This is a genomic window from Cupriavidus sp. OV096 (genome assembly GCF_900115455.1).
Lineage (GTDB): Bacteria > Pseudomonadota > Gammaproteobacteria > Burkholderiales > Burkholderiaceae > Cupriavidus.
The window spans coordinates 152,017-177,514 of the sequence record NZ_FOWM01000005.1; the positions used below are offsets into that span (position 1 = coordinate 152,017).

At 67.5% G+C, this 25,498-nt stretch carries 24 protein-coding genes; 10 read left to right on the plus strand and 14 right to left on the minus strand.

Annotated elements, in window-relative coordinates; translation table 11 throughout:
- Positions 1-90 precede the first annotated feature (90 nt).
- Together BM115_RS13640 and BM115_RS13645 are read right to left on the minus strand one after the other, a co-directional pair.
- Entirely contained in the window at positions 91-1,563 is a 1,473-nt protein-coding gene (locus tag BM115_RS13640; RefSeq protein ID WP_092294640.1) for a YncE family protein, read from the minus strand.
- Between the two features lie 13 nt (positions 1,564-1,576).
- The gene (locus BM115_RS13645; protein ID WP_092294642.1) at positions 1,577-2,023 is read right to left on the minus strand and encodes a DUF305 domain-containing protein; all 447 of its coding nucleotides are present in this window, start codon (positions 2,021-2,023) and stop codon (positions 1,577-1,579) included.
- Positions 2,024-2,188: 165 nt separating this feature from the next.
- Here BM115_RS13645 and BM115_RS13650 point away from each other — a divergent pair, with 165 nt between their 5' ends.
- From BM115_RS13650 to BM115_RS13660, 3 genes are all read left to right on the plus strand, one after another.
- Entirely contained in the window at positions 2,189-2,812 is a 624-nt protein-coding gene (locus BM115_RS13650; protein WP_092294644.1) for a DUF2239 family protein, read from the plus strand.
- Positions 2,809-3,210 (plus strand): GFA family protein, encoded by a 402-nt coding sequence (locus BM115_RS13655; protein WP_092294646.1) that lies wholly within the window; start codon positions 2,809-2,811, stop codon positions 3,208-3,210. The genes BM115_RS13650 and BM115_RS13655 overlap by 4 nt, the downstream gene beginning before the upstream one ends.
- A gap of 77 nt (positions 3,211-3,287) precedes the next feature.
- Positions 3,288-3,764, plus strand: a complete 477-nt coding sequence (locus BM115_RS13660; protein WP_092295081.1) for a RidA family protein — start codon at positions 3,288-3,290, stop codon at positions 3,762-3,764.
- 7 nt (positions 3,765-3,771) lie between these two features.
- Here the strand turns inward: BM115_RS13660 and BM115_RS13665 are convergent, their stop codons facing one another.
- The 3 genes from BM115_RS13665 to BM115_RS13675 form a co-directional block, all read right to left on the minus strand.
- Positions 3,772-4,470: an RraA family protein gene (locus tag BM115_RS13665; protein ID WP_092294648.1), complete on the minus strand. Its 699-nt coding sequence runs from the start codon at positions 4,468-4,470 to the stop codon at positions 3,772-3,774.
- Positions 4,471-4,478: 8 nt separating this feature from the next.
- Positions 4,479-5,474 (minus strand): Bug family tripartite tricarboxylate transporter substrate binding protein, encoded by a 996-nt coding sequence (locus BM115_RS13670; RefSeq protein ID WP_092294650.1) that lies wholly within the window; start codon positions 5,472-5,474, stop codon positions 4,479-4,481.
- 101 nt (positions 5,475-5,575) lie between these two features.
- Positions 5,576-6,781: a pyridoxal phosphate-dependent aminotransferase gene (locus BM115_RS13675; RefSeq protein ID WP_092294652.1), complete on the minus strand. Its 1,206-nt coding sequence runs from the start codon at positions 6,779-6,781 to the stop codon at positions 5,576-5,578.
- A gap of 132 nt (positions 6,782-6,913) precedes the next feature.
- Between BM115_RS13675 and BM115_RS13680 the strand changes: the two genes are divergently transcribed.
- Both BM115_RS13680 and BM115_RS13685 read left to right on the plus strand, forming a co-directional pair.
- Positions 6,914-7,861 (plus strand): LysR family transcriptional regulator, encoded by a 948-nt coding sequence (locus tag BM115_RS13680; protein WP_255370812.1) that lies wholly within the window; start codon positions 6,914-6,916, stop codon positions 7,859-7,861.
- 126 nt (positions 7,862-7,987) lie between these two features.
- Complete coding sequence (locus BM115_RS13685) at positions 7,988-8,449, plus strand: GNAT family N-acetyltransferase (RefSeq protein ID WP_092294654.1); 462 nt, start codon at positions 7,988-7,990, stop codon at positions 8,447-8,449.
- A gap of 138 nt (positions 8,450-8,587) precedes the next feature.
- On the opposite strand, the gene BM115_RS13690 is transcribed toward BM115_RS13685, so the two are convergent.
- Positions 8,588-9,529, minus strand: coding sequence for a LysR family transcriptional regulator (locus BM115_RS13690; RefSeq protein ID WP_092294656.1), 942 nt, complete (start codon positions 9,527-9,529; stop codon positions 8,588-8,590).
- A 110-nt stretch (positions 9,530-9,639) separates the two neighbouring features.
- Here BM115_RS13690 and BM115_RS13695 point away from each other — a divergent pair, with 110 nt between their 5' ends.
- The 3 genes from BM115_RS13695 (at position 9,640) to BM115_RS13705 (ending at position 13,056) form a co-directional block, all read left to right on the plus strand.
- Positions 9,640-11,469 (plus strand): gamma-glutamyltransferase family protein, encoded by a 1,830-nt coding sequence (locus BM115_RS13695; protein ID WP_092294658.1) that lies wholly within the window; start codon positions 9,640-9,642, stop codon positions 11,467-11,469.
- Positions 11,470-11,565: 96 nt separating this feature from the next.
- Positions 11,566-12,549, plus strand: coding sequence for a Bug family tripartite tricarboxylate transporter substrate binding protein (locus tag BM115_RS13700; RefSeq protein ID WP_092294660.1), 984 nt, complete (start codon positions 11,566-11,568; stop codon positions 12,547-12,549).
- Positions 12,550-12,555: 6 nt separating this feature from the next.
- The gene (locus tag BM115_RS13705) at positions 12,556-13,056 is read left to right on the plus strand and encodes a GAF domain-containing protein (protein WP_092294662.1); all 501 of its coding nucleotides are present in this window, start codon (positions 12,556-12,558) and stop codon (positions 13,054-13,056) included.
- Between the two features lie 36 nt (positions 13,057-13,092).
- Here BM115_RS13705 and BM115_RS13710 read toward each other — a convergent pair whose 3' ends face one another.
- From BM115_RS13710 to BM115_RS13745, 8 genes are all read right to left on the minus strand, one after another.
- A complete protein-coding gene (locus BM115_RS13710) occupies positions 13,093-13,815 on the minus strand; it encodes an MgtC/SapB family protein (protein ID WP_092294664.1) in 723 nt (240 codons plus the stop codon).
- Positions 13,816-13,860: 45 nt separating this feature from the next.
- Complete coding sequence (locus BM115_RS13715; protein ID WP_177219915.1) at positions 13,861-14,802, minus strand: pyridoxamine 5'-phosphate oxidase family protein; 942 nt, start codon at positions 14,800-14,802, stop codon at positions 13,861-13,863.
- Between the two features lie 36 nt (positions 14,803-14,838).
- The gene (locus tag BM115_RS13720) at positions 14,839-15,450 is read right to left on the minus strand and encodes a glutathione S-transferase family protein (protein ID WP_092294666.1); all 612 of its coding nucleotides are present in this window, start codon (positions 15,448-15,450) and stop codon (positions 14,839-14,841) included.
- 121 nt (positions 15,451-15,571) lie between these two features.
- The gene (locus BM115_RS13725) at positions 15,572-16,471 is read right to left on the minus strand and encodes a LysR family transcriptional regulator (RefSeq protein WP_092294668.1); all 900 of its coding nucleotides are present in this window, start codon (positions 16,469-16,471) and stop codon (positions 15,572-15,574) included.
- 61 nt (positions 16,472-16,532) lie between these two features.
- On the minus strand, positions 16,533-17,516 hold the full coding sequence (locus tag BM115_RS13730; protein WP_092294670.1) for a Bug family tripartite tricarboxylate transporter substrate binding protein: 984 nt from the start codon (positions 17,514-17,516) through the stop codon (positions 16,533-16,535).
- 23 nt (positions 17,517-17,539) lie between these two features.
- The gene (locus BM115_RS13735) at positions 17,540-19,264 is read right to left on the minus strand and encodes an AMP-binding protein (protein WP_092294672.1); all 1,725 of its coding nucleotides are present in this window, start codon (positions 19,262-19,264) and stop codon (positions 17,540-17,542) included.
- 31 nt (positions 19,265-19,295) lie between these two features.
- Positions 19,296-22,601 (minus strand): acetyl-CoA carboxylase family protein, encoded by a 3,306-nt coding sequence (locus tag BM115_RS13740; RefSeq protein ID WP_092294674.1) that lies wholly within the window; start codon positions 22,599-22,601, stop codon positions 19,296-19,298.
- 151 nt (positions 22,602-22,752) lie between these two features.
- Complete coding sequence (locus tag BM115_RS13745; protein WP_092294676.1) at positions 22,753-23,649, minus strand: LysR family transcriptional regulator; 897 nt, start codon at positions 23,647-23,649, stop codon at positions 22,753-22,755.
- Positions 23,650-23,762: 113 nt separating this feature from the next.
- On the opposite strand from BM115_RS13745, the gene BM115_RS13750 reads away from it, so the two are divergent.
- Entirely contained in the window at positions 23,763-24,962 is a 1,200-nt protein-coding gene (locus BM115_RS13750) for a CaiB/BaiF CoA transferase family protein (protein ID WP_092294678.1), read from the plus strand.
- A 37-nt stretch (positions 24,963-24,999) separates the two neighbouring features.
- Positions 25,000-25,461, plus strand: a complete 462-nt coding sequence (locus tag BM115_RS13755) for a MaoC family dehydratase (protein WP_092294680.1) — start codon at positions 25,000-25,002, stop codon at positions 25,459-25,461.
- Positions 25,462-25,498 lie beyond the last annotated feature (37 nt).

Genomic DNA, 25,498 nt, shown 5'->3' on the forward strand with positions numbered 1-25,498 from the left:
GCCGGGATGGGTACTACGCATTTGCCCGGTACTACGCAAATGTCGTGCCATTTGTATCATCCGCCGTACCTTCCCGGCCCCCCGGACCGGCTACAGCGCCTGCACCTGCACAGGCGCGCCGGGTTTGCCGTTCTCGGACGGGGCGATCACGAGATAGCGGCGCGCGCCGGCCCCCGTATCGTCGCGCACCACCTGCCGGATCGGGCCAATCGCGTTGACGATGGCCGAGCCCGCCGGATTCGACATGAAGGCGGCGAGCGGCTCCAGCGGGCCGCTGCCGTCCGCGCGGGTGGCGAGCGCCAGCACGTAGGGACGCTTGGGCTGCAATCCGGTGGCCGATGCCTGCAGGACCTGGAGCAGCCCCTGATCGAACAGCGTGACGCTGGTCGGCGCATGGTCGGTGGCCACAGGCTTGCCGTTCACGACGCCATGCAGCTTCAGCTGCGTGGTCTGCCCGGCCACCCCCAGCGGCTGGAGTCCCTGCGTGCCGTCGCCCTCAGGCACGGCGTTCGGCACATAGGCGATGGCCTGCGGCGCCTGCCCGACCGGCACGTTGGCGACTACCCGATTGGTGGCGGTGTCGATGGCGGCCAGCTGGTCGGCGTTCTCCAGCCCCACGTAGATGCGCGTGCCGTCGCCCGAAGGCCAGATGCCGTGCGGCAGGCTGCCCACCGGAATCGTGGCCACCTGGGAGAAGTCATCGGTCCGGAACACCTTGACCTGATTCAGCCCGCCGACCGTGATGTAGGCGAAGTCGCCCGCCGCCGTGTGGGCGAAGTTCACGTGGTTGGTGATCGGGCCGGTCTCCAGCGTCTTGATCAGGCGGAAGGGCGGGCGGGCCTCGAACACCTGGGCCTTGCCGACGTCCTTGAGCGTGAACCAGACCTGCTTGCCGTCAGGCGTGGCGGCGATGTTCGGGCAGAACGGGCTCTCCTGCTTCACGCGCCCCACGATCTGATGGTCGGCCACGCTGACCACGGCCGTTTCCGGATTGAACGACGAGCAGATGTAGCCGTACTTGCCATCGGGGGAGAAGATCTGCATGCCCGGGCCGTCGGCCACGGTGATGCGGGTCTTTTCCTGGAACGTGGCGGCGTCGATCACCGAGATGTAGTTCTCCCCGCGCACGGTGACCCAGACCTCCTTGCCGTCCGGCGTGTAGAACGCCTCGTGCGGCGACCGTCCCACGTAGGTGACGTGCTTGACGGCGTTGGTAGCCGTGTCGATGAACGACACCGAGTTCGACCCAATCGACACGATGGCAAGCGTGCGGTGATCCGGCGAGAAGCCCATCCCGTGGACCAGCACCTGACCGCGATACAGCGGGCTGAAGTTGCCCGGCGCGGGGTCGCCCAGGCGGATGACGCCCAGCAGCCGGTTGTCCGCCGGGTCTGTCACGGAAACCGTGTTGGAGAACTGCTCGGCGGCATAGAGGCGGTCGCGGTGGCTGATGGGGACGTCCGGGGCCGTCGACGGTCCCGGCGCCTGCCCGGCCAGAACCGCGCTGGCCGCGCCGAGCAGCAGCATGAGGGAGAGGGTGTTCCTGAGGGAATGTCTTGTCATGGTCGTGGGCGCATCAGTGCGCGTGAGCGGAATGGCTGGGGGTGGTGGGTTGGCTGGCCGATTGGGCCGGATCGGGGCGGGTGGGCGCCGGCGCGGATGGGGGCAGGGGCTGTCCGAGCGCGAGCCGCATCGCGGCAATCTCCTGCAACTGGTCGACGATGATTTCCTGCGCGATGCGTCGGAGTTGCTCGTTCTTGCCGTGGCGCAGCTCGGCCATGGCCATGTCGATGGCGCCCTGATGGTGGGGAATCATCATCGCGACGAAGTCCTCGTCGACGTTGCCGCCGGGCTTGACCGCCATGTCGTCCATCATTTTTGTCATGGCGGTATCGCTTTCCGACAGGAACGCAGCGCTGTCAGGGCTGGCGGGCGGGGCGGCGACGGCGGGCAGCGCAAGGGCGGCCAATAACGGCAGGAGGAGCCTAAGCGGTGGTGATGGGGATCGGTGATGACTGGGCACGGGGCTCCTCGTGAAGGGTGGCGGCCTGGTTGCGGCCGCATGCCCCGTAAACGCAGGACACCCTGCTGTTATTCCCTCGCCACCTCAGGGTAAATTTATACCCGGGTAATATTGACTTTAATTTTATCCGGGTATAAATTGCGGACGTCATCACGGGGAGCCACCATGAGCCCAATCGATCATCTTCCGTCCCATACCGCCTTCGAAGGCCATCGTCGCCTCGCCTCCGGCCCGCTCGGCGTGGTTGCGCTCGCGGTCAGGCGGGCGATGGAGGGGGGCACCAGCGACCCGGTGCTGGTGTTCGACAACGCCACCGGGCGCACCATCGACATCGACACACGCGGCAGCGAAGCGGACATCGTCGCCCGTTTTAGCCCGGAGGGTGGGCGTGCCGATGCCGCCGATCAGGAAGACGCCCCGGACGCGCCGCGCGGCAGGGGCCGCCCCAAACTAGGCGTCGTGGCGCGCGAGGTCACGCTATTGCCGCGCCACTGGGACTGGCTCGCCCAGCAGCCGGGCGGGGCCTCCGTGGCGCTGCGCAAGCTCGTGGAAGAGGCACGCCGCGCCAATGCCCATGGCGATAACCGCCGCGTAGCGCGGGAGCGCGCGTATCACTTCATGTCCGCCATCGCCGGGGATCTTCCGGGCTTCGAGGAAGCGTCCCGCGCGCTGTTCGCGGATGACCGGCAACGCATGGACGAAATGATCGCCGGATGGCCGGAGGACGTGCGCGGGCATGTGGTGTGGCTGGGGTTTGGGGGTGGTGCGGAGGCCAGGAGGCAGCCATGAAACCATTGCTCGCTGGCGGATGCCTGTGCGGTGCGGTCCGTTACTCGGTAAATGACGAATTCGCCTACGCGTTGAACTGCCACTGTTCAAATTGTCGTCGCTCGACAGGCTCCGCGTTCAAGCCCTTCGCAGGGATCGAGCGCGAAAAATTGCAGATCACGCAAGGCGAGGACGAGGTATTGATTTTCGGTGACGCAAAGGCGTCTCACGATGTCCGTTGCAAGCGATGCGGAAGCCTGATGTTCTCGGTGGTTCGTGATGGCGCCTTCGTCCACGTCACCTTGGGCACGCTCGCCGACACGCCCAGCATTCGTCCCAGTGCGCATATCTTCGTGGGCTCCAAGGCGCCGTGGTATTCGATTACTGACCAACTGCCACAGTACGATGAATTCGATTAGACGGCCGGCGTCATCTCAGACAAACGCAGCGCAATCGATTACGCTTTACCCTTTCGACAGCGTTGGTGAAGGTGCTCATGACAAGAGACGACAAGCTGCGGCAGATCGCGGCGGAATTCGGATTTGATCCGGACGAGGAAATCAAGATCGGTGGAAAGTACACGCCTGTTTTGGTGGATGGGAACGTAGCCTACGTTGCTGGCCAAATCCCGCGAGTTGGGGAAACGGTGCGCTTCGTTGGCGTAGTGGGCGACTCCATTTCGCTCGACGAAGCGCGTCGTGCAGCAGGGACTTCGACGCTGCGTGCCCTGTCTCTAATCAAGAAAAGCTGCGGAACGCTCGACGCGATACAGGCGGTGCCGCGCATCACCGTATTTGTGCGAAGCGCGCCAGACTTCACGATGCAAAGCGAAGTCGCCGACGGCGCCTCTGACGTCTTGTATGCGGTGCTTGGCGACGTCGGCATACACACTCGCTCGTCTGTTGGTGTATTGCAATTGCCAAAAGGCGCGTCGATAGAAGTGGATTTTATTTTTACGGTGTGGCCTGTGTAGTGGGGCTCTATAGCACCTGCCCCGGCGCAAGCACCCCCGAGGCCGATAGCGCAGAGGCAAGCCAGGCGGGGCTTGTCTCCGCGCCGGATTGGATATTGGCAATCCGTTTGCGTTCTGCTTCCAGCTTATCCGCCGCAAGTTCAAGTATGGTGGCGACTTTCTCGCGTTCGATCACGACCACGCCGTCGGCATCTCCCACAATCAGATCGCCCGGGCGTACGGTCACGCCGCCGCATTGGACCGGGTGATTGATCAGGCCGGGGACAAGCTTGGTCGGGCCATTGGCATTCGTCCCGACGGCGTACATCGGGAAACCCAGTTCGCCAATCTCGTCGCGATCCCGCGCGGCCGCGTCCAGGACGACCCCTGCCACGCCCTTGGCCCGGCACTGGTTCGCCATGATCGCGCCCATCAGGGCGCACGTCTGATCCGCCTTGCCATCGACAACGATGACATCGCCGGGTCTGGCCATCGCAATTGCGGCATGAATCATGAGGTTGTCTCCGGGGCGAACCTCGACGGTCAGCGCCGTCCCGCACAAGCGGGATCGAGGATCCAGCGGCGCCACGCGGCCGTGCATGCCGCCGCGGCGGCCATTGACATCCGCCAGCAGCGAGGAGGCGAATTGCGAAGCACGTGCTACGAGGTCCGGTGATACACGCGCGATATCGGTCACGATGGCGCGGAAGTCCTGGCTGTCTTTCATCGGGATTCTCAGTTTGCGGTAACGTTGGCGGCCTTGATCACGCCCGCCCACTTCTGTCTGTCGGCCTTCAGGAATTCTCGGAACTTCTCCGACGAGTTACCCACGACCTCCATGCCATCCTGTTGCAGTCGCTGCGCGATATCGGGCTGCCGCAGCACCTGCTGCACCTCTTTTTGCAGCCGTGCGACCACCGGAGCCGGCGTCCCCTTCGGCGCACACAGGCCGGTCCAGGCCACGGGCTCGAAGTCCTTCACGCCCGCTTCGGCAAACGTCGGCACATCGGGCAACCCGTCCAGCCGATGGGAGGCGGCGACGCCGAGTACCCGCAACTTGCCCGACTTCGCGTACTGCAAGGAGCTGATCGGCTGGTCAAATATGAGGGATACCTGGCCACCGAGCAGGTCGGCCATGGCCTGGCCGGTGCCCTTGTAAGGCACATGCACGATATCAATCCCGGTACGCAGCTTGAGCATCTCGCCCGCGAGGTGGCCCGCCGTGCCATTGCCAGAAGAGGCGTAGTTGAGCTTGCCGGGGTTCGCCTTGGCATAGGCGATCAGCTCCTTGACGTTGTGGATGTTCAGCGACGCGTTGACCAGGGCCACGTATGGCGTATTGGCAATCAGCGACACCGGCACGATGTCCGTCTGGGCGTCATAGCTCATCTTTTGCAGGCTTGGCTGGATCGACAACATGCCTGTGGTGCAGATCATGAGCGTATGGCCATCGGCGGGGGCCTTGAGCATGGTGTCGGCGGCGATGTTGCCACCCGCTCCCGGCCGGTTGTCGATCAGCACTTGCTTCCCCAGCGCATCGGCAAGTTTCGGCGCGATCAAGCGGGCGACGATATCGTTCGAGCCCCCCGGCGAGAAGCCGATAAGAATGCGGATCGGCCGGGTTGGCCAGGCTTCCTCCGCCGTCGCAACGCTTGTGGCGGCAAGCGAGACACAGACGGCAAGGAGCTTCAGAAAAGCTGGGCGAATCAGGGGGCTGGGCAGGCTGCGCATGATGTTTCGTTTCGTCGTTGTAGAGGAAGTGTTGCGCTGGCGGAACTGTCGGCGGATCTCTGCGGATCTCTGCATGTTTGTAAGGTGTCTTCGTGGCGGCGCTACGCAAGCAGGGTTTCGGCCGCGTGCGCAATGCGCCGGGTGCCTTCTGCCAGCACTTCCATGCTGGTGGCGAACGAGAGCCGGAAATGGGTATCGACCCCATAGGCAGAGCCAGGCAGGAAGGCGATGTTGGCCGCGTCAAGCGACCAGGCTGCCCATTGGTCACTGTTCCGGATGGCGAGGCCTTCGCTGGTCCGGCGTCCGAAAAGGCCGGCACATGACGCGAAGAGATAGAAGGCACCGGCTGGCGGTTTGCACGCGATGCCCTCGATACGGTTCAGCGCTTCCACCACGAAGTCGCGGCGTTGCCGATAGACGTCGCGGTTCGCCGCGATAAAGTCTTGCGGCCCTTCCAGCGCGGCGAGCGCAGCGGCCTGCGCCACGGCATTGGCGCACGAAGTGCTTTGCGATTGCAGCTTGGTCATGGCCTTGATCAACGCTGCCGGCCCGCCGGCATAGCCAATTCGCCAGCCGGTCATGGCATAGGCTTTCGATACGCCATTGATCGTCAGCGTCCGGTCGGCCAGTTGCGGGCACACCTGCGCGATGGTGAAAAACCCCGTGCCGTCGTACATCAGGTGCTCGTAGATGTCGTCGGTCATGATCCACACATGGGGGTGGCGGCTCAGGACTTCGCCGAGCGCGACCAGTTCGTCACGGCTATAGGCGGCGCCGCTCGGATTGTTCGGCGCGTTCAGCATGAGCCAGCGGGTACGCGGCGTGATGGCGCCCTCCAGCGACTGTGGCGTTAGCTTGAAGCCCATTTCCGGCGAGCCGGGAACGAATACGGGCGTACCGCCCGCGAACAGCGTGATGTCAGGATAGGACACCCAGTACGGCGCGGGAATGATGACTTCATCGCCGGCCTGCACCGTGCATAGCATCGCGTTGAAAATCACTTGCTTTGCGCCAGTGCTGACGATGATCTCGCTGGGCCTGTAGCTCAGCGCGTTTTCGCGTGAGAACTTGCGCGCAACCGCCTCTCGCAGTTCGGACGTTCCGCCCACATCGGTGTAACCGGTTTTGCCCGACTGCATCGTCACCAGGGCGGCCTCGCAGATGTGCGCGGGCGTGGCAAAGTCCGGCTCTCCGGCCGTCAGGCCGATGACATCACGGCCGGCGGCCCGCAGCTCGCGGACGCGCTGCCCTGCCATGGAACTGGGGGATGGTTTGATGCGGTTGAGTCTGTCGGCAAGCTTCAGCATGGGCGGTTCACTGGTGGATCGATGGACACCAGTATGTGAGCCCTCTCCGCATGCCACAAACGAGTAATAAGATTGCTTTGCTATTCTTTAAATTCCTGGATTGCTTCATAGTGGTGCCTAATCCGTCATTCAATGGGTGAAAAAACCGTGAATGTGACATTAAAGCAACTTGAAGCCTTCTATTTCAGCGTCACGAGCGCGTCATTCACCGTCGCGGCCGCCAAGCTGTTTACGACGCAATCAGCCGTCTCGAAGCGCGTGATCGAACTCGAACAGGCACTGGGCGTGCAACTGGTGCACCGCATGCCCAAGGGTCTCGTCCCTACGCAGGCTGGCGCGCGGCTCATGCCGATTGCCGAAGAGTCGATGGTGCTCAAGGACCGAATTGCGCGAGAGGTCGGCCTGGACAACGAAGTGCGCGGCACGTTCCGCATCGGCGTGACCGAACTCGTGGCGCTGACATGGCTGACACGCCTGTTGCGCGAATTGAAGTTGACGCACCCCGCACTCGAGATCGAGCCCGTGGTCGATGCTGGCCTAAGCCTGTTCGCCGCGCTGGAAGCCAATACGATTGATCTGACCATTTTGCCCGGGACGTACTGGGGCGATGCCTACCGGTGTGTCGAAGTTGGCCGGGTGGAGGATCTCTGGATGGCCAGCCCAAAGCTGGACATCCCCGATCGCCCACTCAAGCCCAATGAGCTTGCCGAATATCCGGTGTTGCAACAGGCGGCCGGCTCTGCAAAGAATGCGTTCTATGGTTCCTGGAACCGTGAACACGGATTCCAGTTCAAGAAGGTCTTTTCCACCAACAGCCTCACGGTGTTGCGGGAGTTAACGATCGAGGGACTGGGCGTCAGTCAATTAGCGGTCGACTACTTCGCCTCGGATATCAATGACGGCCTGCTGCGCGTAGTCCGGACCGATCCAATGCCGCCTCCCCTCATCTACTCGGCCGTGTATCGGCAATCCGGTTTCTCGCGGGCCCTGGATGTCATCTCAGAAACGGCTGGCAATGTATGCAATTTCAAGCGGGGACCCTATGACCTTGCGGAAAGGCGGGTACGCATGATGCGGTAAGACAGCGCACGCGAATCGCTCTTATCGGGACGCGATCCACACGCCGTACGCCACAGCAATCCACGCCGCCTCGCGGCTCACGTGTGACAGACTGGTGCTTTCCAACGTCGCCTTGCGAAGACCCCCGTGAACCTCCGAAGCTTCCAACCAGGCGATGAACCAGCGTTGTTCCGCGTGTTCTTCACCGCCATCCACGAAATCGCCGCCAGGGACTATTCCCCCGAGCAAATCGCAGCCTGGGCGCCAGCCGACTTTGACATGGCCCTATGGGCACCGCGGGTCCAAAAGCTCCGGCCCTTCGTCGTCGAACTAGATAATGAGATCGTCGGTTATGCCGACGTTCAGCCCAACGGCTACATCGATCACTTCTATGTGTCGGGTTTCCATCCCCGGCAGGGAATCGGGACCCTGCTGATGACGCGTATTCACGAGGAGGCCGTGAATCTGGGGATAACGGCACTCACCTCAAACGTGAGCAAGACGGCCGAGCCCTTTTTCGCGCGCCACGGTTTTCACGTGGTCGAACGGAATTTCCCAGTCTGTCGGGGCGTGACGCTGGAAAACGCCCTGATGCGGAAGATGCGTTGACCAAAAAAAAGCCCGCGACGAAGCCGTCGCGGGTGCGGGTACAAATGTCGAGGGGTCAATCACGACAAGCACATTGTCCATGAATGTATGAGACATGGCGTCCCCTCGCACGGAGGGCACGCACTCTGAGTGAAGTGACTATTGAGCCGCTTCTCGCAGCGCCTCCACCAGCGACGTCATCAATTCGTTGTCTTCCAGCCCCCGTCGCCACATGAGGCCGACGGGCGGCAAGTCCCAGCTCAGCGCAAAGGGCAGGGTGGCGGCACCGCCCAGTTCCACCAGTTCGGCGGCCACCGAGCGCGGCACGATGGTGATGGCGTCCGGCTGGCGGCGCAGCAGGGTGGCCATCGGCTTGATCGAGTAGGTTTCGACCGTGGGCAGCGGCGGCGCCACGCCGGCCACCGCGAACATCGTATTGATGGTGCGGCGCACCGGCGTGTGCGGGGGCGGCAGGATCCAGTCCCGCTCCGACAGGCGTTTCCAGTCCAGCCCCGCCCGGGAAAGCCGCGCGGCGGCGTCCGCCGGCACCACCAGCACCGGTTCCTCCCGATACAGCGGCTGCTGGACGATATCCTCGCCCGCCAGGTAGAACGAGCGCGCGATCACGCAATCGAGTTCGTGCTGGCGCAGCGCGTTGACCAGTTCGTCGGTGGTCCCCTCCCGTACCAGCATCGAGATGCGCGGCGTGTGGCGCAGGCCGAAGTCCAGCGCGGCATCGAGCACGCCGCGCGCCACGTAGGGAATCACGCCGATCCGCAGCCGCCCGCGCAGGCCGGCCTCGATCACCGTCAGCTCGCGCCCCAGCGCCTCGGCATCGGCCAGCGCCGTGCGCGCGTGGGCCAGCACGGCCACGCCGGTCGGTGTCGGCTCCAGGCCCTGCCGGGTGCGGGTGAACAGCGGCGTCAGGAAGATGTCCTCGATCTCGCGCAGCGCCTTGGTCACGGCCGGCTGGGAGAGATTGAGTTCGGCGGCCACGCGCGAGACAGAGCGCTGGCGCTCGAGCGCCAGCAGCAGCGGCAGATGGCGCAGGCGCAGGCGCGAGACCACGTTGTGGAGCAGCTTGTCGGACGAAATGGGCATGATGGCGAAGGAGCGATATAACCAAATGGTAATGCAACAATAATTTTTTCGCCGTTTGCAGTTATTCCGGGCTCCTATACTCAAATGCATTCGATACCAGTCATTAGGCCATGTTCACCACCCGTCCGGAAATCGTTGGCACCTTCGGCGTTGCCGCCTCCACCCACTGGCTTGCCACGCAGACCGCGATGGGCGTGCTCGAGCGGGGCGGCAATGCCTACGATGCGGCCGTCGCCGGGGGCTTTGTGCTCCAGGTCGTGGAACCGCACCTGAACGGCCCGGGCGGCGAAGTGCCGATCCTGTATTGGGATGAAAAGACGCGCGCGATGCGCTCGGTCTGCGGCCAGGGCCCCGCGCCCGCGCTGGCGGACCCCGAGGCGCTGCGCGCCCAGGGTATGGAGCTGATGCCCGGCATCGGCCTGATGCCCGCCACCGTGCCCGGCGCGTTCGGCGCGTGGCTGACCATGTTGCGCGACCACGGCACGTGGTCGCTGGCGGACGTGCTCGCGCCCGCCATCGGCTATGCGCGCGATGGCTTCCCGCTGGTGCCGCGTATCTCGCAGGCCATCCTGGCCGTGCAGTCGCTGTTCCGCGACGAATGGCACAGCTCGGCTGATACGTGGCTGCCGGACGGCAAGGTGCCGCGCCCCGGCGCGCTCCACCGGCTGCCGGTGCTGGCCGACACCTATACCCGCATTATCGAGACGGCCCAGTCCGCGAGCGACTCCCGCACGGGCCAGATCGATGCCGCCATGGACTGCTGGTACCGCGGCTTCGTGGCCAAGGCCATCGACGCCTACTGCCGCGACACCCCGGTGCGCGACACCACCGGCGAGAAGCACACCGGCCTGCTGCGCTACGACGACCTCGCCCAGTGGGCGCCCACGGTAGAAGCCCCGGTGACGCTGGACTTCGGCCGCTATACCGTGGCCAAGTGCGATATCTGGAGCCAGGGTCCGATGTTCCTGCAGCAGCTCGGCATGCTGCGCCACGCCGGGCTGGAAGCCCACGCGCCCACGTCCCCCGAATTCGTCCACAAGATTGCCGAGGCCGCCAAGCTGGCGATGGCCGACCGTACCGCCTGGTACGGCGACCCCCGCTTCACCGAAAGCAAGCTCTGCGCGCTGCTCAATCCGCACTACCTGGCCGCGCGCGCGGCGGGCATCGGCGAGCAGGCCGCGCTGACCATGACGGCGGGCACGCTGAAGGGCGAGGCGCCGCGCATGCCGGACCTCGACGTCGCCACGCGCACGCTGGCCACCGCCGACGTGCGCTTCGGCGTGGGCGAGCCCACCTTTGCCGCGCTGCCGCCCGTGACCGAATGGGCCGAGCGCGAGCTGTTCGTGGGCGATACCTGCCATATCGACGTGATCGACCGCCACGGCAACATGGTGGCGGCCACGCCGTCCGGCGGCTGGCTGTCGTCGAGCCCGACGATTCCGTCGCTCGGCTTCGCGCTGAACACGCGCCTGCAGATGACCTGGCTCGAGCCGGGCCTGCCGAACACGCTGGCACCGGGCAAGCGCCCGTGCACCACGCTGTCGCCGTCGATGGCGCTGCGCGACGGGGAGCCGTACATGGTCTTCGGCACGCCTGGTGGCGACCAGCAGGACCAGTGGTCCCTGGCATTCTTCCTGCGTCATGCCGTGCATGGCATGAACCTCCAGGAGGCCATCGACGCGCCGGCCTGGCATATCGATCATTTCCCGGGTTCGTTCTGGCCGCGCCAGACCGTGCTCAACCGCATCAGCATCGAGTCGCGCTTTCCGGCGGCCACGCTGGAGGCGCTGCGCGCGCGCGGGCACGAGGTGCGCGTGGGCGACGACTGGTCCGAGGGCCGCATGTCGGCCTGCTCGCGCGAGCGCGATGCCCAGGGCCGGCTGGTGCTGCGCGCGGGCGCCAATGCGCGTGGGATGCAAGGCTATGCCGTGGGCCGCTGACGGGGCGGCAGGCATGGAAGGTATCGCGATAGCGGTATCGCACAAACAGTCGGCCCGCACGGGGCGGTCCGCACGAAGACAGAGGGAGTTGCAGTCATGAGGTCCGTAGTCAAGAGCCTGCTGTGCGGCGCCGCCGCGCTGGCAATGTCGTTCGCCGCCATTTCGGGGGCTGGTGCCGCCGATGCCTATCCGACAAAACCGATCACGCTGATCGTGCCCTGGGCCGCCGGCGGCTCCACGGACATCCTGGCGCGCGTGCTGTCCGAACACCTGACCAAGTCGCTCGGCCAGCCGGTCATCGTCGACAACCGCCCCGGCGCCTCGGGCAATATCGGCTCGGCCACGGTCGCCCGGGCCCAGCCGGACGGCTACACGCTGCTGATTGGCTCGATGAGCACCCACGCGATGAACCCCTCGCTGATGCCCAACATGCCGTTCAAGGGCGTGGAGGACTTCACCCCGCTGGGGCTGCTGGCCTACGTGACGAACACCATGGTGGTGCATCCGTCGGTGCCGGCGAAGAACGTCAAGGAACTGATTGCCTACGCCAAGGCCAATCCGGGCAAGCTGGCCTACGCCAGCGCCGGCTCCGGCTCCACCAACCACCTGAGCGCGGTGCTGTTCGCCAAGATGGCCGGCGTGGACATGCTCCACGTGCCGTACAAGGGCGGCGCCCCGGCCGTGGTGGATCTCGTGGCAGGCCAGACGCAACTGCTGTTCTCCGCCGGCACCCAGACGCTGCCGCACGTGAAGGCCGGCAAGCTGCGCCTGCTGGCGGTGACCGAAGCCAAGCGCTCGCCGCTGCTGCCGGACGTGCCCACGGTGGGCGAGACGCTGCCCGGCTATGAGCTGTCCGTGTGGTACGGCGCCTTCGGCCCGAAGAACATGCCGGCCGAGCTGGTGACGCGCCTGAACAGCGAGATCAACCGGATCATGACGCTGCCGGAAGTGAAGGCCAAGATGGACAGCATCGGCGTGGAGACCACCACGTCCACGCCGCAGGCGTTCGGCAAGATCCTGCGCCGTGACGCGGACCGCTACGGCAAGCTGATCCGCGAACTCGGCATCAAGGCGGAGTAAGCGTCGATGGTAGAACTCGCCAACCTGGCGCGGCTGAATACGCTGTGCGACCAGTTGCGCCACGCGGCGACGCCGGTGGCCGTGATGGATGCGGTGGGGCAGGCCACGCTGGACCTGCTCGGCCCCGGCCTGCTGACGATCAACACGTGGCAGGCCGAGACCGGCGAGATCGGGCGGCTGTGGTCGTCCGATCCGGCCGCCTACCCGGTGGGTGGGAAGAAGGTCAAGGGCGACACGTCCTGGACGCGCCAGTTGCTGGTGCGCGGCGAGGTGTTCGTCGGCGAGGGCGACGCGGCGCTGGCCGCCGTCTTCGACGACATCGCCGTGATCCGTGGCCTGGGTCTGAATGGCGTGGTCAACGTGCCGCTCTGCGAGGGCGGCCGGGTGATCGGCACCTTTAACTACCTGACCGCCGTGGAAAGCTGGACCGGTGACCAGATCACCGTGCTGCGGGTGCTCGGCCAGATGGCCCTGCCCGCCGTGGCGGCGCTCGCCGCCAACCGCTAAAGCCGCATAAGCCGTTGAACCCCGGCGCCGGCGCTGCTACTCGGTGGTGCTGGCGCTCCAGAAGGCCTGGCTGACCACGCTCGTGGCGCCCAGCCTGGCCACCATCGCGTCCAGCGCGTCGCCCTCCACCGAGGCGGCTGCCAGCACCGCTTCGATCTCCACATCCTGTTCACCGAACGCCCGCACCTCCAGGTCACGGGTGGGGAAGTCGGCCGCATCCAGCGCTTCCTCCAGCAGCCGCATGGCGAGTTTCTGGTGCTCGCGCGCGGTAATCACGTGCACGGTATGGGTGACTTCCACGGCAGGCGTGTCGATGGGCTGGCGGTTGATGCGGTCCACCACGGGCCGCAGCAGCGTGTTGGCGGCCAGCACGAACAGCGCGCCGATGGCCGCCTCCATGATCAGGTCCGCCCCGGCGCACGCGCCGACCGCCGCCGAGCCCCACAGCGTGGCCGCCGTGTTGAGGCCGCGCACATTGCCTTCCTCGCGCATGATCACGCCGGCGCCCAGGAAACCGATGCCGGACACCACGTAGGCCACCACGCGCACCGCGCCATCGTGGCCGGCGAGATGGTTGGCCATGTCCACGAAGATCGCCGCGCCCACGGCCACCAGCACATTGGTGCGCAGCCCGGCCGTGCGCTGGCGGTACTGGCGCTCGTAGCCGATCATGCCGCCGAGCACGAACGCGGCGGCGAGGCTGATCGCCGTATCGAGCAGCGATTGCGGATTGATGTTTTGCAGCGCTTCCAGGGACATGATCGCGGACTCCGGGGCCAGGCGTCGCGCGATTGTGTCACAGGGCTATGGCCGGGGCAAAGCGTCCGGGGCGTGCCAGACCAGCGGCAGCGCCGCCTCGCGCCAGACCACGCGGTCCGGTATCACGCGCCAGAGGCGCTCGGCGCCTTCCCAGTTGGCGATCTCCGCGGAGTCGGTCAGCACCTCGGCCCGGCCCGAAAGCTGGAGCAGGTTGCCGGTGGTGTAGTCCACGAAGGCCAGTCCGGCAATCGGGTTGGCGGCTAGATTTCCCAGCGTATTGAAGAAGCGGTTGCCCGAGTAGTCGGGAATCGTCAGCCCGCCGTCCGCATCGAGCCGGACGAAGCCGCGCGGCCCGCCCCGATGGGATACATCCACCTGCCGGCTGCCATCGGCCAGATCCACGTAGGACGCCACGAAGAAGGTATCCGTGCCGGCGATCAGCGCGCGCGCCCGCTCGTCCAGGGCCGGCAGGACCTGCGGCGGCTGGTCGGACGCCACCCCAGGGTCGCGCGTGAAATCGAACGCGCGCTGCTGGATGTACTGCGGGCAGTTGCCGAAGCTCTGGCCCACGGCCAGCCGGAAGCCGTCCGGGCCGGTGCGCTCCACGCGGCCGTTCATGCGATTGCGGCGCCGCGTCATGGGATCGATGCCGAGCAGGCCGAGGGCGTTGCCGTCGTCCATGCCGGCGTCGGCCGGGTCGGCGGGCTCTCGCGCCACTGCCACGTCCAGCACGCGCGGGTCCGGGGAGTGGAGGAAGCCGGGCGCCCCGGCGCGCAGCGTGGCCCAGACGCGCCCATCCGGCGCCACCGTGCCGAGCACGACCAGCGGAAGCTGTTGGAAGAAGTCGCGATGCTGGTCGGGCATGTAGTCCCGCACCACGCGCGGGCCGACCTCTGCCATGCGCGCCTGCACGCCGGCGCGCTCCTGCAGCAGGCGTTCGCCGGTATGCCAGGGCAGATCCGGGAGGAGGGCGGCGTGGGAGGACATGTTGGGCTCCGGTAGGGTGGACGGCGGGGGCAGCAATCAGGCGGCGAGCCCGACGGCGGTTTTCTGGAACGGCACGAAGCCGGGCAGCGCTTCCACGCGCGCCAGCCATTGCCGCACGTGGGCGTAGTCGGCCAGATCCACAAAGCCTTCCGGCGCGCTGGCGGTGTAGCTGTACAGCGCCACATCGGCAATCGTCGGCTGATCGGCGGCAATCCACTGGCGGCCTGTCAGCGCGCGGTTCATGCGGCCCAGCACCAGATGTGCCCGGGCAATGACCTGCTCGCTGTTCAGCGGCGCGCCGAACACCGTAATCAGGCGTGCCGAGGCCGGCCCGGCCGCGAGGTCGCCCGCGGCCACGGACAGCCAGCGCTGCACGGCGGCGGCGCCGGCGGGGGTCTCGGGCAGCCAGTCGGTCCGGCCCAGCGTTTTGGCCAGATAGACCATGATCGCGTTGGAGTCCGGCAGCACCGTGTCCCCATCCACCAGCACGGGCACCTGGCCGAACGGGTTCAGGGCGAGGAATTCCGGGGCCTTCTGGGCGCCGGCGCGCAGGTCCACGTCGATGAGTTCGACTGGCTGGCCGATCAGGGCGAGGAACAGCCGCACGCGGTGCGAGTGGCCGGAGAGGGGGTAGGCATACAGTTTCATGTCGGATCCTGGTTGGGATGGTCCGACTATAGGTGCCTTTCGGCGCACGAAAAACCGCCGCCGGCAGAAGGCACTCTTGCGCCAACGCGAAGAATGCCCAGTTGCCGCCTGCCGAGCCGCTCTAGCGCAGGGACGGCGCGGCGCGCAACGTCTCGATGGCGAGGTCCAGGAAGGCGCGCACCTTGTGCATCGCGTGGCGGCCCTCGCGATGGATCACGTTGATCGGCAGCGGCGCCGGCTCGAAGTCGGCCAGCACGACCTGCAGGCGACCGTCGCGCAATTCATCGGCAATCTGGTACGACAGCACGCGCGCCAGCCCGAAGCCGTCCACGGCCGCCGCGATGGCCGAATCGTTGGTGGTGGTGGCCATGCGCGGGGCGAGCCGCGTGGGCGTCATCTCGCCGCCGGCGAGGAAGCGCCATTCCGGCAAGGTGGAGATGCCGGTGGTCTGGATCACGGTGTGCGCCGGCAGGTCCGCCGGCGTCGCCGGCACCCCGTGCTGCGCCAGGTAGGCGGGCGACGCGCAGACCACGCGCCGCACATGGCCGACCGGCACCGCCTGGAGCGAGGAGGCGGGCAGCTCGCCAATGCGGATGCCGACGTCGATGCCCTCGTCGACGAAATTGACGATGCGGTCGATAAACAGGCAGTGGACGTCCACCTCCGGGTAGCGCCGCAGGTACTCGACCACGATCGGCGTGACGAAGCGGCGGCCGAACAGCACCGAGGCCGTGATCGACAGCTGCCCGCGCGGCGCCAGGTGCGCGCCCGTGGTGGCGAGTTCGGCGTCGTCGATCTCGGCCAGGATGCGCCGGCAGTTCTCGTAGTAGGTGGCGCCGGTGTCCGTCGGGCGCACCAGCCGCGTGGTGCGCGTGAGCAGCCGCACGCCAAGGTGGGCTTCGAGGTCGGTGACGATGCGGCTCACCACCGACAGAGAAATATCGAGCTTGCGCGCCGCCGCGGTGAAGCCACCGCTCTCCACCACGGTGACAAAGGTCTTCATGGCCTGCAATCGATCCACGCGAGGTCTCCCTGAAACGATCCGGGGAGTATATCGGGAGGCGCAGGCTTACAGCGTCGCCTTACGACGCCACCTTGATCCCCGACTGGCTGACCAGCGCCTGCCACACCTGCTGGTCGCGCTTGAGCAGGGCGCCGAACTCCGGCGCCGTGGTGCCGCGCGGCAGCATGCCGCTATCGGCCAGCATCTTGGCGCCGGCCGGGGATTTGACAATGGTCGCGATCTCGGCGGACAGCCGCTGCACCAGCGGGGCGGGCGTCTTGGCGGGGGCGAGCATGCCGATCCAGCCGATCGACTCGAAGCCCGTGAAGCCGGCTTCGGCGAAGGTCGGCACGTTCGGCATGGACGGCACCCGCGCCGGCCCCAGCGTGGCGAGCACCTTGATCCGGCCGGCGTCGCCATAAGTCTTGGCCATCACCGTGGAGACGAAGCCGGCGGGCAGCTGCTTGGCGAGCAGGTCCGCGATGGCGGCGGTGTCGCCCTTGTACGCCGCGTGCACGATGTTGAGGTTGGCGCGGCGCTTGAGCAGTTCGCCGTACAGATGGCCGGTGGAGCCCACGCCCAGGCTGCCGTAGGCCGAGCCGGGGTTCTGGCGCGCGTACTCGACATACTCCGCCAGCGTCTTGGCAGGGATGGCATCGCTGGCGACAAAGACCTGCGCGGCGTCCGCCACCAGCGTCAGCGGCTCGAAGTCGGTCATCGGGTTGTAGAGCGGCTGCGGCTGGATCAGCGGACTCTGGATCAGCGCGGTGTTGGTGAACAGCAGCGTGCGGCCGTCCGGCGCCGCCGAGGCCACAGCCGCCGCGCCGATCATGCCGGCGGCGCCGGGGCGGTTGTCGACGATCACGCTGGTCTTCAGCGAGGCACCGAGTTTGTCCGCGATAAAGCGCGTGATGGCGTCCGTGGAGCCGCCGGGCGGGTAGGGCAGCACGATCCGGATCGGACCGGAGGGGGTGGGCTGCTGCGCCCAGACGGGGCGGCCGAGGGCCAGGCCGCCGAGCGTGGCGGCGGACAGTTTGAGCAGGGTGCGTCGCGGCGTGTTCATCGGGTGTCTCCTCTTTTGTCTTGTTAGTTCTGCTCGAACTGCGCCTGCAGTTCCACCTTGCGGACCTTGCCGGTGGCCGTCATCGGCAGTTCCGCCACCAGGCGGATCTCCGGCACCTTGTAGCTCGCCATATGCTCGCGGCACCAGTGCAGCAGGTCGTCGCCGGAAACGGCGGCATGCTCGGGGCGCAGCCGGATGAAGGCCACGGGCACCTGCCCGCGCTCCGGGTCTGGCCGCGGCACCACGGCCGAGCCGAGCACGGCCGGATGCCGGCCCAGCAGCACTTCCAGCTCGGACGGAAACACGCTCATGCCGCGCACCTTGATCATCTCCTTGCGGCGACCGAGGAAGTGGAGATAGCCGGCCTCGTCGTAGGCGCCGATGTCGCCGGTATGGAACCAGCCGTTGCGGAACACCTCGGCGTTGGCTTCCGGGCGGCCCCAGTAGCCCTTGAACAGCGAGGGCGTGCTGACCACGATCTCGCCTTCCTCGCCCACCGGCAGCACCTTGCCGGTCTCGAAATCGCAGATCTTGATGCGCGTGCCGGGCACGGGCAGGCCCACGAAGATCGGGCGGCCGTGCAGGTCCATGTCGTCGGTCTGCATGCCGGTGGTGAAGGTGTCGCTGGTGTGCGTCTCGGTCATGCCCCAGGCACCCTCGGCCAGGATGCCGCCGGTGAGCGCCAGCCACTGGCGGCGCAGGTCCGGCGTGAGCTTGCGGATAAACGACGCCACGCGCGTGTGTTGCAGCGTGCGCAGGTCGTGGCGGGGGAGGTCCGGGTGCTGGAGCAGTTCGACGATGCTGTCCACCACCATGAAGGTCCGGTTCACGCGGTAGCGGTCCACGGCGGCCATCACGGCCGAGGGGTCCCAGCGCGCCAGCAGCACCAGCGTGGCGCCGCTGAAGATCGGGTAGATCAGGCCGAGGTTCTCACCGGCGATCCAGAACATCGGCAGGAAGTTCAGCATCACGTCCGAAGAGGGCTGGGCCGGGTCGCGGCCCGCCTGCCCGCTGGCCACCGCCAGCGAGGCGGCGGCGGTGTAGAGCATGTCCCGCTGCGTGTGCATGCAGCCCTTCGGCATGCCGGTGGTGCCGCCGGTGTAGTTGAGCGCCGCCAGGGCGTCCAGATCCACCTGCGCGTCGCGCACGTTGCCGGTGCACAGGCGCACGGCGGTCATCAGGTCGATGGTGCCGGCGTGCTCGACGGGCGGCGCATCCAGCCCGGCGGGCACCGGCAGCGTCGGCTGGGCCGGCAGGAACTCGCCCGGCGAGGTGCGGAACACCGTGGCCACGGGCGTCTGCGCCTTCACGGCCATCAGCATCGGCACCAGCGAATCGAGCGCGATGACGGTGGTGGCGCCGGCATCGTTCAGCTCGTAGGCCAGCTCGTGTTCCTTGAACAGCGGGTTGACCGGCACGTAGACCGCGCCAATCTTGAGGATCGCGTAGAACACGATATGGAACTGGGGGCAGTTGCCGAGCAGCACGGCCACGCGCTCGCCCGGCCCGGCGCCGTGGCCGCGCAGCAGCTCCGCGCAGCGTTCGCTGAGGTCGTCGAGTTCGGCATAGGTCAGCGTGGTGCCATAGTAGACCAGCGCCGGGCGGTCTGGCTGCACGCGCGCCCAGGCGCGCAGGGTGTCACCCAGTCCGATCTCGCCGTGCGGGTAGTGCGGGGCGGTAGGCAGGCCAGCCGGCCAGATGCGGGCGTGGCGGGCGTCCAGGTCGGCAAAGAAGGCGGTCTCTTCCATCGTGTCTCCGGGGCGTTGGACGAACAGGGGGTTACCAGGCGTCTACATAGCGGCGCGGCGGGATGTCGCGCGGGGCGGGTTCCAGCCCTGCCAGCAGCCAGCGGCGTGTCTCGGCGGGATCGATCACGGCGTCGATCTCCAGCCCGGCGGCGGCGTTGATCGCGTGGCCGCGCTCGTACATTTGCGCTACCAGCTGTTGATAGAGCGCGTCGCGCTCGGGGCCTTCGGGCAGCGCCTCCAGTTCCTTGCGGAAGCCGAGCCGCACGGCGCCCTCCAGCCCCATCCCGCCGAACTCGCCGGTGGGCCACGAGATGGTGAAGGCCGGCGCGCGGAAGCCGCCGGCTGCCATCGCCATCGCACCGAGTCCGTAGCCCTTGCGCAGCACCACGGCCATGAACGGCACGCGCAGCTTGGCGCCAAGCACGAACAGGCGGGACACGTGCCGCACCTGCGCGCGCGCCTCGATCTCGGGGCCGACCATGAACCCCGGCGTGTCGATCAGCGAGACGATGGGCAGCCCGTGGGTGTCGCACAGTTGCATGAAGCGCGCGGCCTTGTCGGCGGCGTCCACGTCGATAGCGCCGCCGAGGTGGCGCGGGTTGTTGGCGACGATGCCGACCGGGCGCCCCGCGATGCGCGCGAGCGCCGTATGCACGCCCGTGCCGTAGCCGGCGCGCAGTTCGAGCAGGCTGTCCACGTCCGCAATGCCCTGCATGGCCGCCCGCGTGTCGTAGACGCGCAGGCGGTTCTCGGGCACCACGCCGCGCAGCAGCAGCGGGTCGGGCGCCTGCCAGTCCTGCGTGCGGCCCTGGAACATCGACAGATAGTGCTTGGCGGCCTGCACGGCAGCGGCCTCGTTGTCGACGAGCAGGTCCACCACGCCGTTCTGGAACTGCACGGCAGCGGGGCCGATGTCCTCGGGGCGATACACCCCCAGCCCGCCGCCCTCGATCATCGCCGGGCCGGCCATGCCGATGTTGGCGTCGCGTGTGGCGATGATGACGTCGCAGCAGCCGAGCAGTGCGGCATTGCCGGCAAAGCAGCGGCCCGCCGCGATGCCGATCACCGGCACCTCGCCGCTCAGGCTGGCGAACGCCGCGAACGACGGCTGGTAGAGCCCGGCCACGGTCGGGAAATCGACATCGCCGGGCCGGCCGCCGCCGCCTTCGGCAAAGATCACCGTGGGCAGCTTCTGGTCCGCGGCGACTTGCAGGATGCGGTCAGTCTTGATGTGGTTGCGCTTGCCCTGCGTGCCGGCCAGCACGGTGGCGTCATAGGCCAGCACCGCGCAGCGGGCTGCCTCGGGTGCGAAGCGGGCGCCGTTGACGCGCCCCGTGCCGGTGATCAGGCCATCGGCAGGGGTGTTGGCGATCAGGTCCTCGGCGCTGCGCCGGCTGGCCTGCGCCGCCACCGCGTAGGCGCCGTACTCGACGAAGCTGTCGGCATCGCACAGGTCCGCCACGTTCTCGCGCGCGGTGCGCTGGGCACGGGCATGGCGCTTGGCCACGGCGTCCGGGCGGGCGGCGTCGGCGAGGAAGGCGTCGCGGTCGAACACGCGCTGCAGGTCTGGTCGTACGGCGCGCGGATCGGCGCCTGCGGTGCGGTGCTGCGCTGCACCGGTGGTCTCCATCGGCTCCAGCACCAGCAGGATCTGGTTCTCGGTGGTCTGCGCGCCGGCGCCGAGGCGCACGTCGATCACGCGGCCGGCGGCCTCGACGACGATGGTGTGCTCCATCTTCATGGCGTCGAGGATGGCCACGGTCTGGCCCGGCTGCACGATGGCGTCCTCGTTGACGCGCATCTCGACCACACGGCCGTTCATCGGCGCGCGGATGGCGATGAGGCCTTCGCCGGGTGCTGCCTCGCTGCCCGCAGCCAGCGCGCTGGCCGGTACGCCGGCGGGCTGGCCGCTGGTGGCATCGCGGGTGGCAGCCGTGGCAGCGATGCGCCTCGCGTGCTCCAGCAGTTCTGGCAGGATCGCCTCGAAATGGCGCGTATGCACGTGCTGGGTGGCGAAGTCCTCGCGCGCGACCAGCGCCCGCAACAGGTCGATATTGGTCGGCACGCCGTCGATGCGGAACTCGGCCAGCGCGCGGCGCAGTCGGCGCACGGCGTCGTCGAAGCGCGGCGCGGCGGCGGTGACGATGAGCTTGGCCAGCAGTGAGTCATAGCCCGGCGGCGGGGCATAGCCGGTGTAGCCGTGGGTATCCACGCGCACGTCCGGGCCGCTGGGCGGATCGAAGCGCTCGAGCCGGCCCTGCGCGGGCCGCGCGAGACCCTGGGCGTCGGTGGCCTCGGCGTTGATCCGTAGCTGGATGGCGTAGCCGCGCGGGGCGGGCGGCGCCTGCGGATCGAGCCCCGCCTCGCGCAGCGAGCGGCCCTGCGCGAGGGCAAGCTGCGTCGCCACCAGATCCACGCCGGTGACCTGCTCGGTAATCGTGTGCTCGACCTGAAGGCGCGGGTTCGCTTCGATAAAGACGAAGCCGCGCGGCTCACCGGCTTCCGTGGTCTCCACGAGGAACTCGAACGTCCCAAGGCTGCGATAGCCCACCTCGCGCGCCATCACCGTGGCGGCGTGGAGGATGCGCTCGCGCAGGCCCGCCGTGAGCACCGGGCTCGGGGCGATCTCTACAAGCTTCTGGAAGCGCCGCTGCAGCGTGCAGTCGCGCTCGCCCAGCGCCACCACGTCTCGCCCATCGCCCACGATCTGCACTTCGATATGGCGCGCGCGCTCGACCAGCCGCTCCGCGTAGATCTCGTCCACGCCGAAGGCGCTGCGCGCTTCCGAGCGGCAGCGCGCGTAGGCTTCCGCGAGCGCCTCCGCCTCGCGCACGATGCGCATGCCGCGCCCGCCACCGCCGCCCACGGCTTTCAGCACGATCCCGTTGCCTTGCTGGGCGTGGAAGAACGCCGTGATGGCGTCAAGCGTGGCACCACCGGGCGTGGCGGGCATGACCGGCACGTCGCAGCGCGCCGCCAGTGCCAGCGCGCGGCCCTTGTCGCCGAACAGCCCAAGCTGCTCGGGCGTGGGGCCGACGAAGACGATGCCCGCATCGGCGCACGCCTGCGCAAAGTCGGCCCGCTCGCTCAGGAAGCCGTAGCCGGGGTGAATCGCATCGGCGCCGGTGGCGCGCGCGGCGCCGAGCATCGCGTCGATATCGAGGTAGGCCGCCGGGCCGCTGCCCGGTAGCGCCACCGATTCGTCGGCCAGCATGCGGTGGCGGCACTGGGCGTCGTCGGCGGCGTAGACGGCCACCGTGGCGATGCCAAGATCCTGGGCCGCCCGTTGGACACGCAGCGCAATCTCGCCGCGATTTGCAATCAGAAGCTTCTTCACTGGCTGGATTCCCGAGGTTGACGACGTGGGATGCAAGCCAGACTGTAAGGGGCGGCGGCCACCGGTCACAACGTGAATCGGACACGCATGGCGCAAGTTTCATTACGGCCATGCACGGCCTGTATGACCGGTGCTGCGCTGCGGAACGGCGCTAGCCGTCCTGCATCATGCCCCGCGCCACGGTGGTGAAGTGCTGCACGTGGCGGTCATCGGCGCCCTCGCGCGTGGCCAGCGCAATGCCGATGCGCGCGGCGGGCCGGGGGCTCGACAGCCGCAGGAAGCGCACGCGCCGATTGGTGTAGCGGGCCGTCACGCCGGGCACCAGCGCCACGCCCAGGCCGCTTTCCACCAGGCTGACCATGGTCTGCACCTGCACCGCCTCCTGCGTCACGCGCGGCACGAATCCGGCCTGCTGGCACAGCAGCATCGCCACGGCCTGCTGGTTGGGAACCTCGGCGCTCGGATGCATGATGAAGGGCTCGTCAGCCAGTGCCTTGAGCGCGATGGACTCCTGCGCGGCGAAGCGGCTGTCGGCCGGCACGGCGGCCACGAAGGTGTCTTCCTCCAGTGGCGTCAGCGTGAAGGGGCCGGCGCTCAGGATCGGGAAGCGCACGAGGCCGGCATCCACCTGCCCGCGTTCGAGCCGGTCCAGGATCGAGGCCGATGTCGACTCATGCAGGATCAGTTCGATGCCGGGATGCGCCGCGCGGAAGGCCGGAATCAGCCGGGGCAGCAGCGCGTAGGTAGCCGAGCCGATAAAGCCGACGCGCAGCGCGCCGCGCTCGCCATGTGCGGCGGAGAGCGCAGCCGCCCGGGCCTGATCGGCGTGGAACAGCGCGCGCCGGGCATCGGCCAGCGCCGCCTCGCCGGCCTGCGTGAGGCGCACGCCGCGCGTGGTGCGCACGAACAGCGGCGTGCCCAGATCCGCCTCCAGCTTGCGGATGGAGATCGAGAGCGGCGGCTGCGCCATATGCAGGCGCTCGGCCGCCCGGTGGAAGTTGCCGGTTTCGGCGAGCACGACGAATTGCTGGAGTTGGCGCAGGTCCATGGCGAGATGGTGATATCTAATCGATATCGGTTCCTAAAAAACTAATATTAGACGGAAAGGGTTCGCCAGCGGTAACCTCGTCACTCAAAGCCAAAAGATATAAGGAGACGCCCATGCTGCCGCTGTCAGGCATTCGCGTGGTAGACCTGTCCACGGTCGTGATGGGCCCGTACGCCAGCCAGTGGCTGGCCGACCTGGGCGCCGAGGTCATCAAGGTGGAGCCGCCCGAGGGGGATTCCACGCGTCGCACCGGCCCCGCCACCGAAGACGGCATGTCGGCCATCTTCCTGGGCGTGAACCGCAGCAAGAAGAGCGTGGTGCTGAACCTGAAGCTGCCCGCAGCGCAGGCCGCGCTGCACCGGCTGCTGGCCACGGCGGACGTCTTCATGCACAGCATGCGGCCGCAGAAACTGGCCAAGCTCGATCTGGACCCCGCCAGCGTGATGGCGCGGCATCCGCAACTGGTCTATGTGAGCCTGCTGGGCTTTGCGGAGGATGGCCCCTACGGCGGGCGCCCCGCGTACGACGACATCATCCAGGGCCTGTCCGGCAATGCCGCGCTGATGGCCGCGCAGACCGGCACGGTGCGTTACTTCCCGACCATCGCAGCGGACAAGACCAGCGGGCTGGTGGCGGCGCTGTCGATCTCGGCGGCGCTCACCGGGCGCGCGCGGCAGGGCGGCAAGGGCTCGATGGTGGAAGTGCCGATGTTCGAGTCGATGGTGGCCTTCAATATGGTCGAGCACCTCTACGGCCAGCATTTCGAGCCGCCGCGCGGCACCGCCGGCTATCCGCGCGTACTGGCGCCGCTGCGCCGGCCCTACCAGACCGCCGACGGCTACGTCTGCATGATGCCGTACACCGACGCGCACTGGCGCGACTTCTTCCGCAGCACCGGTCGCGACGATCTGGCCGCCGACGCGCGCTTCACCGACATCGCGGCGCGTACGCGCCATATCGAAACCCTCTACGAAATCACCGGCGAACTGGTGAGGGAACGCTCCACGGACGACTGGATCGAGATCTGCGAGGGCCTCCAGATTCCTGTGGCGCGCGTGAACGACCTCGACGAGCTGATTGATGACCCGCACTTGAAAGCCACCGGCTTCTTCGAGCAGGTCAGCGATCCGTCGATGGGCACGCTGCGCTTTCCGGGCGCGCCGGTGCGCTTCGACGGCGAGCGCGCCCGTGCGGCGCTGCCGCCCCGGCTCGGCGAGCACACGCGCGCTGTGCTCGGCGAGGCTGGGCTGGACGCGCAGGACATCGACGCCCTGACGCGCGACGGCGCGGCGTTCGCAGCCAAGCCGCGCTGATACCCCCATTCCAAAGAAGATCCACAAGGAGACGAACATGACCCAAGCACAGCCCAAGCGCCTCGGGCAGGGCTACTACTGGCAGGACATCGAGGTCGGGCAGGTTTTCGAGACCTTCCGCCGCACCGTGACGGAGACCGATCTGGTCAACTTCATCTCCACCACCGGCATGCTGGAGGCCATCTTCATCGAAGCCGGCTACGAGGGCGGTGCGATCCAGGGCCGCCCGGTGCCGGCCGCGCTGACCTACGCGCTGATCGAAGGCTTCATCCTGCAGACCATGATCCAGGGCACCGGGCTGGCGATGCTGGAACTGACGCAGAAGATCCACGGCCCGGTGGTGGTAGGCGACACGATCCGCGCCACCGTGACCGTGACCGGCATCCGCCCGACGTCGAAGAGCGGCCGCGCGGTGGTGGATTCGAGCATCGAGGTCTTCAACCAGCGCAACGAGCTGGTGATGACCTACACCGCGCGCCGCCTGCTGGCAGGCCGCTAGCCTGCCGGCGGCGGCCCCCACGCATTCACAGGAGGAG

Bases quoted from the DNA above. Each gene is read 5' to 3' on its own strand.
- BM115_RS13745 (WP_092294676.1), bottom strand. From the start codon at position 23,649: ATGGACCTGCGCCAACTCCAGCAATTCGTCGTGCTCGCCGAAACCGGC.
- BM115_RS13710 (WP_092294664.1), bottom strand. From the start codon at position 13,815: ATGTCCCTGGAAGCGCTGCAAAACATCAATCCGCAATCGCTGCTCGAT.
- BM115_RS13675 (WP_092294652.1), bottom strand. From the start codon at position 6,781: ATGCTGAAGCTTGCCGACAGACTCAACCGCATCAAACCATCCCCCAGT.
- BM115_RS13715 (WP_177219915.1), bottom strand. From the start codon at position 14,802: ATGTCCTCCCACGCCGCCCTCCTCCCGGATCTGCCCTGGCATACCGGC.
- BM115_RS13690 (WP_092294656.1), bottom strand. From the start codon at position 9,529: ATGCCCATTTCGTCCGACAAGCTGCTCCACAACGTGGTCTCGCGCCTG.
- BM115_RS13680 (WP_255370812.1), top strand. From the start codon at position 6,914: ATGGGTGAAAAAACCGTGAATGTGACATTAAAGCAACTTGAAGCCTTC.
- BM115_RS13730 (WP_092294670.1), bottom strand. From the start codon at position 17,516: ATGAACACGCCGCGACGCACCCTGCTCAAACTGTCCGCCGCCACGCTC.
- BM115_RS13700 (WP_092294660.1), top strand. From the start codon at position 11,566: ATGAGGTCCGTAGTCAAGAGCCTGCTGTGCGGCGCCGCCGCGCTGGCA.
- BM115_RS13720 (WP_092294666.1), bottom strand. From the start codon at position 15,450: ATGAAACTGTATGCCTACCCCCTCTCCGGCCACTCGCACCGCGTGCGG.
- BM115_RS13650 (WP_092294644.1), top strand. From the start codon at position 2,189: ATGAGCCCAATCGATCATCTTCCGTCCCATACCGCCTTCGAAGGCCAT.
- BM115_RS13655 (WP_092294646.1), top strand. From the start codon at position 2,809: ATGAAACCATTGCTCGCTGGCGGATGCCTGTGCGGTGCGGTCCGTTAC.
- BM115_RS13755 (WP_092294680.1), top strand. From the start codon at position 25,000: ATGACCCAAGCACAGCCCAAGCGCCTCGGGCAGGGCTACTACTGGCAG.
- BM115_RS13705 (WP_092294662.1), top strand. From the start codon at position 12,556: ATGGTAGAACTCGCCAACCTGGCGCGGCTGAATACGCTGTGCGACCAG.
- BM115_RS13670 (WP_092294650.1), bottom strand. From the start codon at position 5,474: ATGCGCAGCCTGCCCAGCCCCCTGATTCGCCCAGCTTTTCTGAAGCTC.
- BM115_RS13750 (WP_092294678.1), top strand. From the start codon at position 23,763: ATGCTGCCGCTGTCAGGCATTCGCGTGGTAGACCTGTCCACGGTCGTG.
- BM115_RS13735 (WP_092294672.1), bottom strand. From the start codon at position 19,264: ATGGAAGAGACCGCCTTCTTTGCCGACCTGGACGCCCGCCACGCCCGC.
- BM115_RS13695 (WP_092294658.1), top strand. From the start codon at position 9,640: ATGTTCACCACCCGTCCGGAAATCGTTGGCACCTTCGGCGTTGCCGCC.
- BM115_RS13665 (WP_092294648.1), bottom strand. From the start codon at position 4,470: ATGAAAGACAGCCAGGACTTCCGCGCCATCGTGACCGATATCGCGCGT.
- BM115_RS13660 (WP_092295081.1), top strand. From the start codon at position 3,288: ATGACAAGAGACGACAAGCTGCGGCAGATCGCGGCGGAATTCGGATTT.
- BM115_RS13640 (WP_092294640.1), bottom strand. From the start codon at position 1,563: ATGACAAGACATTCCCTCAGGAACACCCTCTCCCTCATGCTGCTGCTC.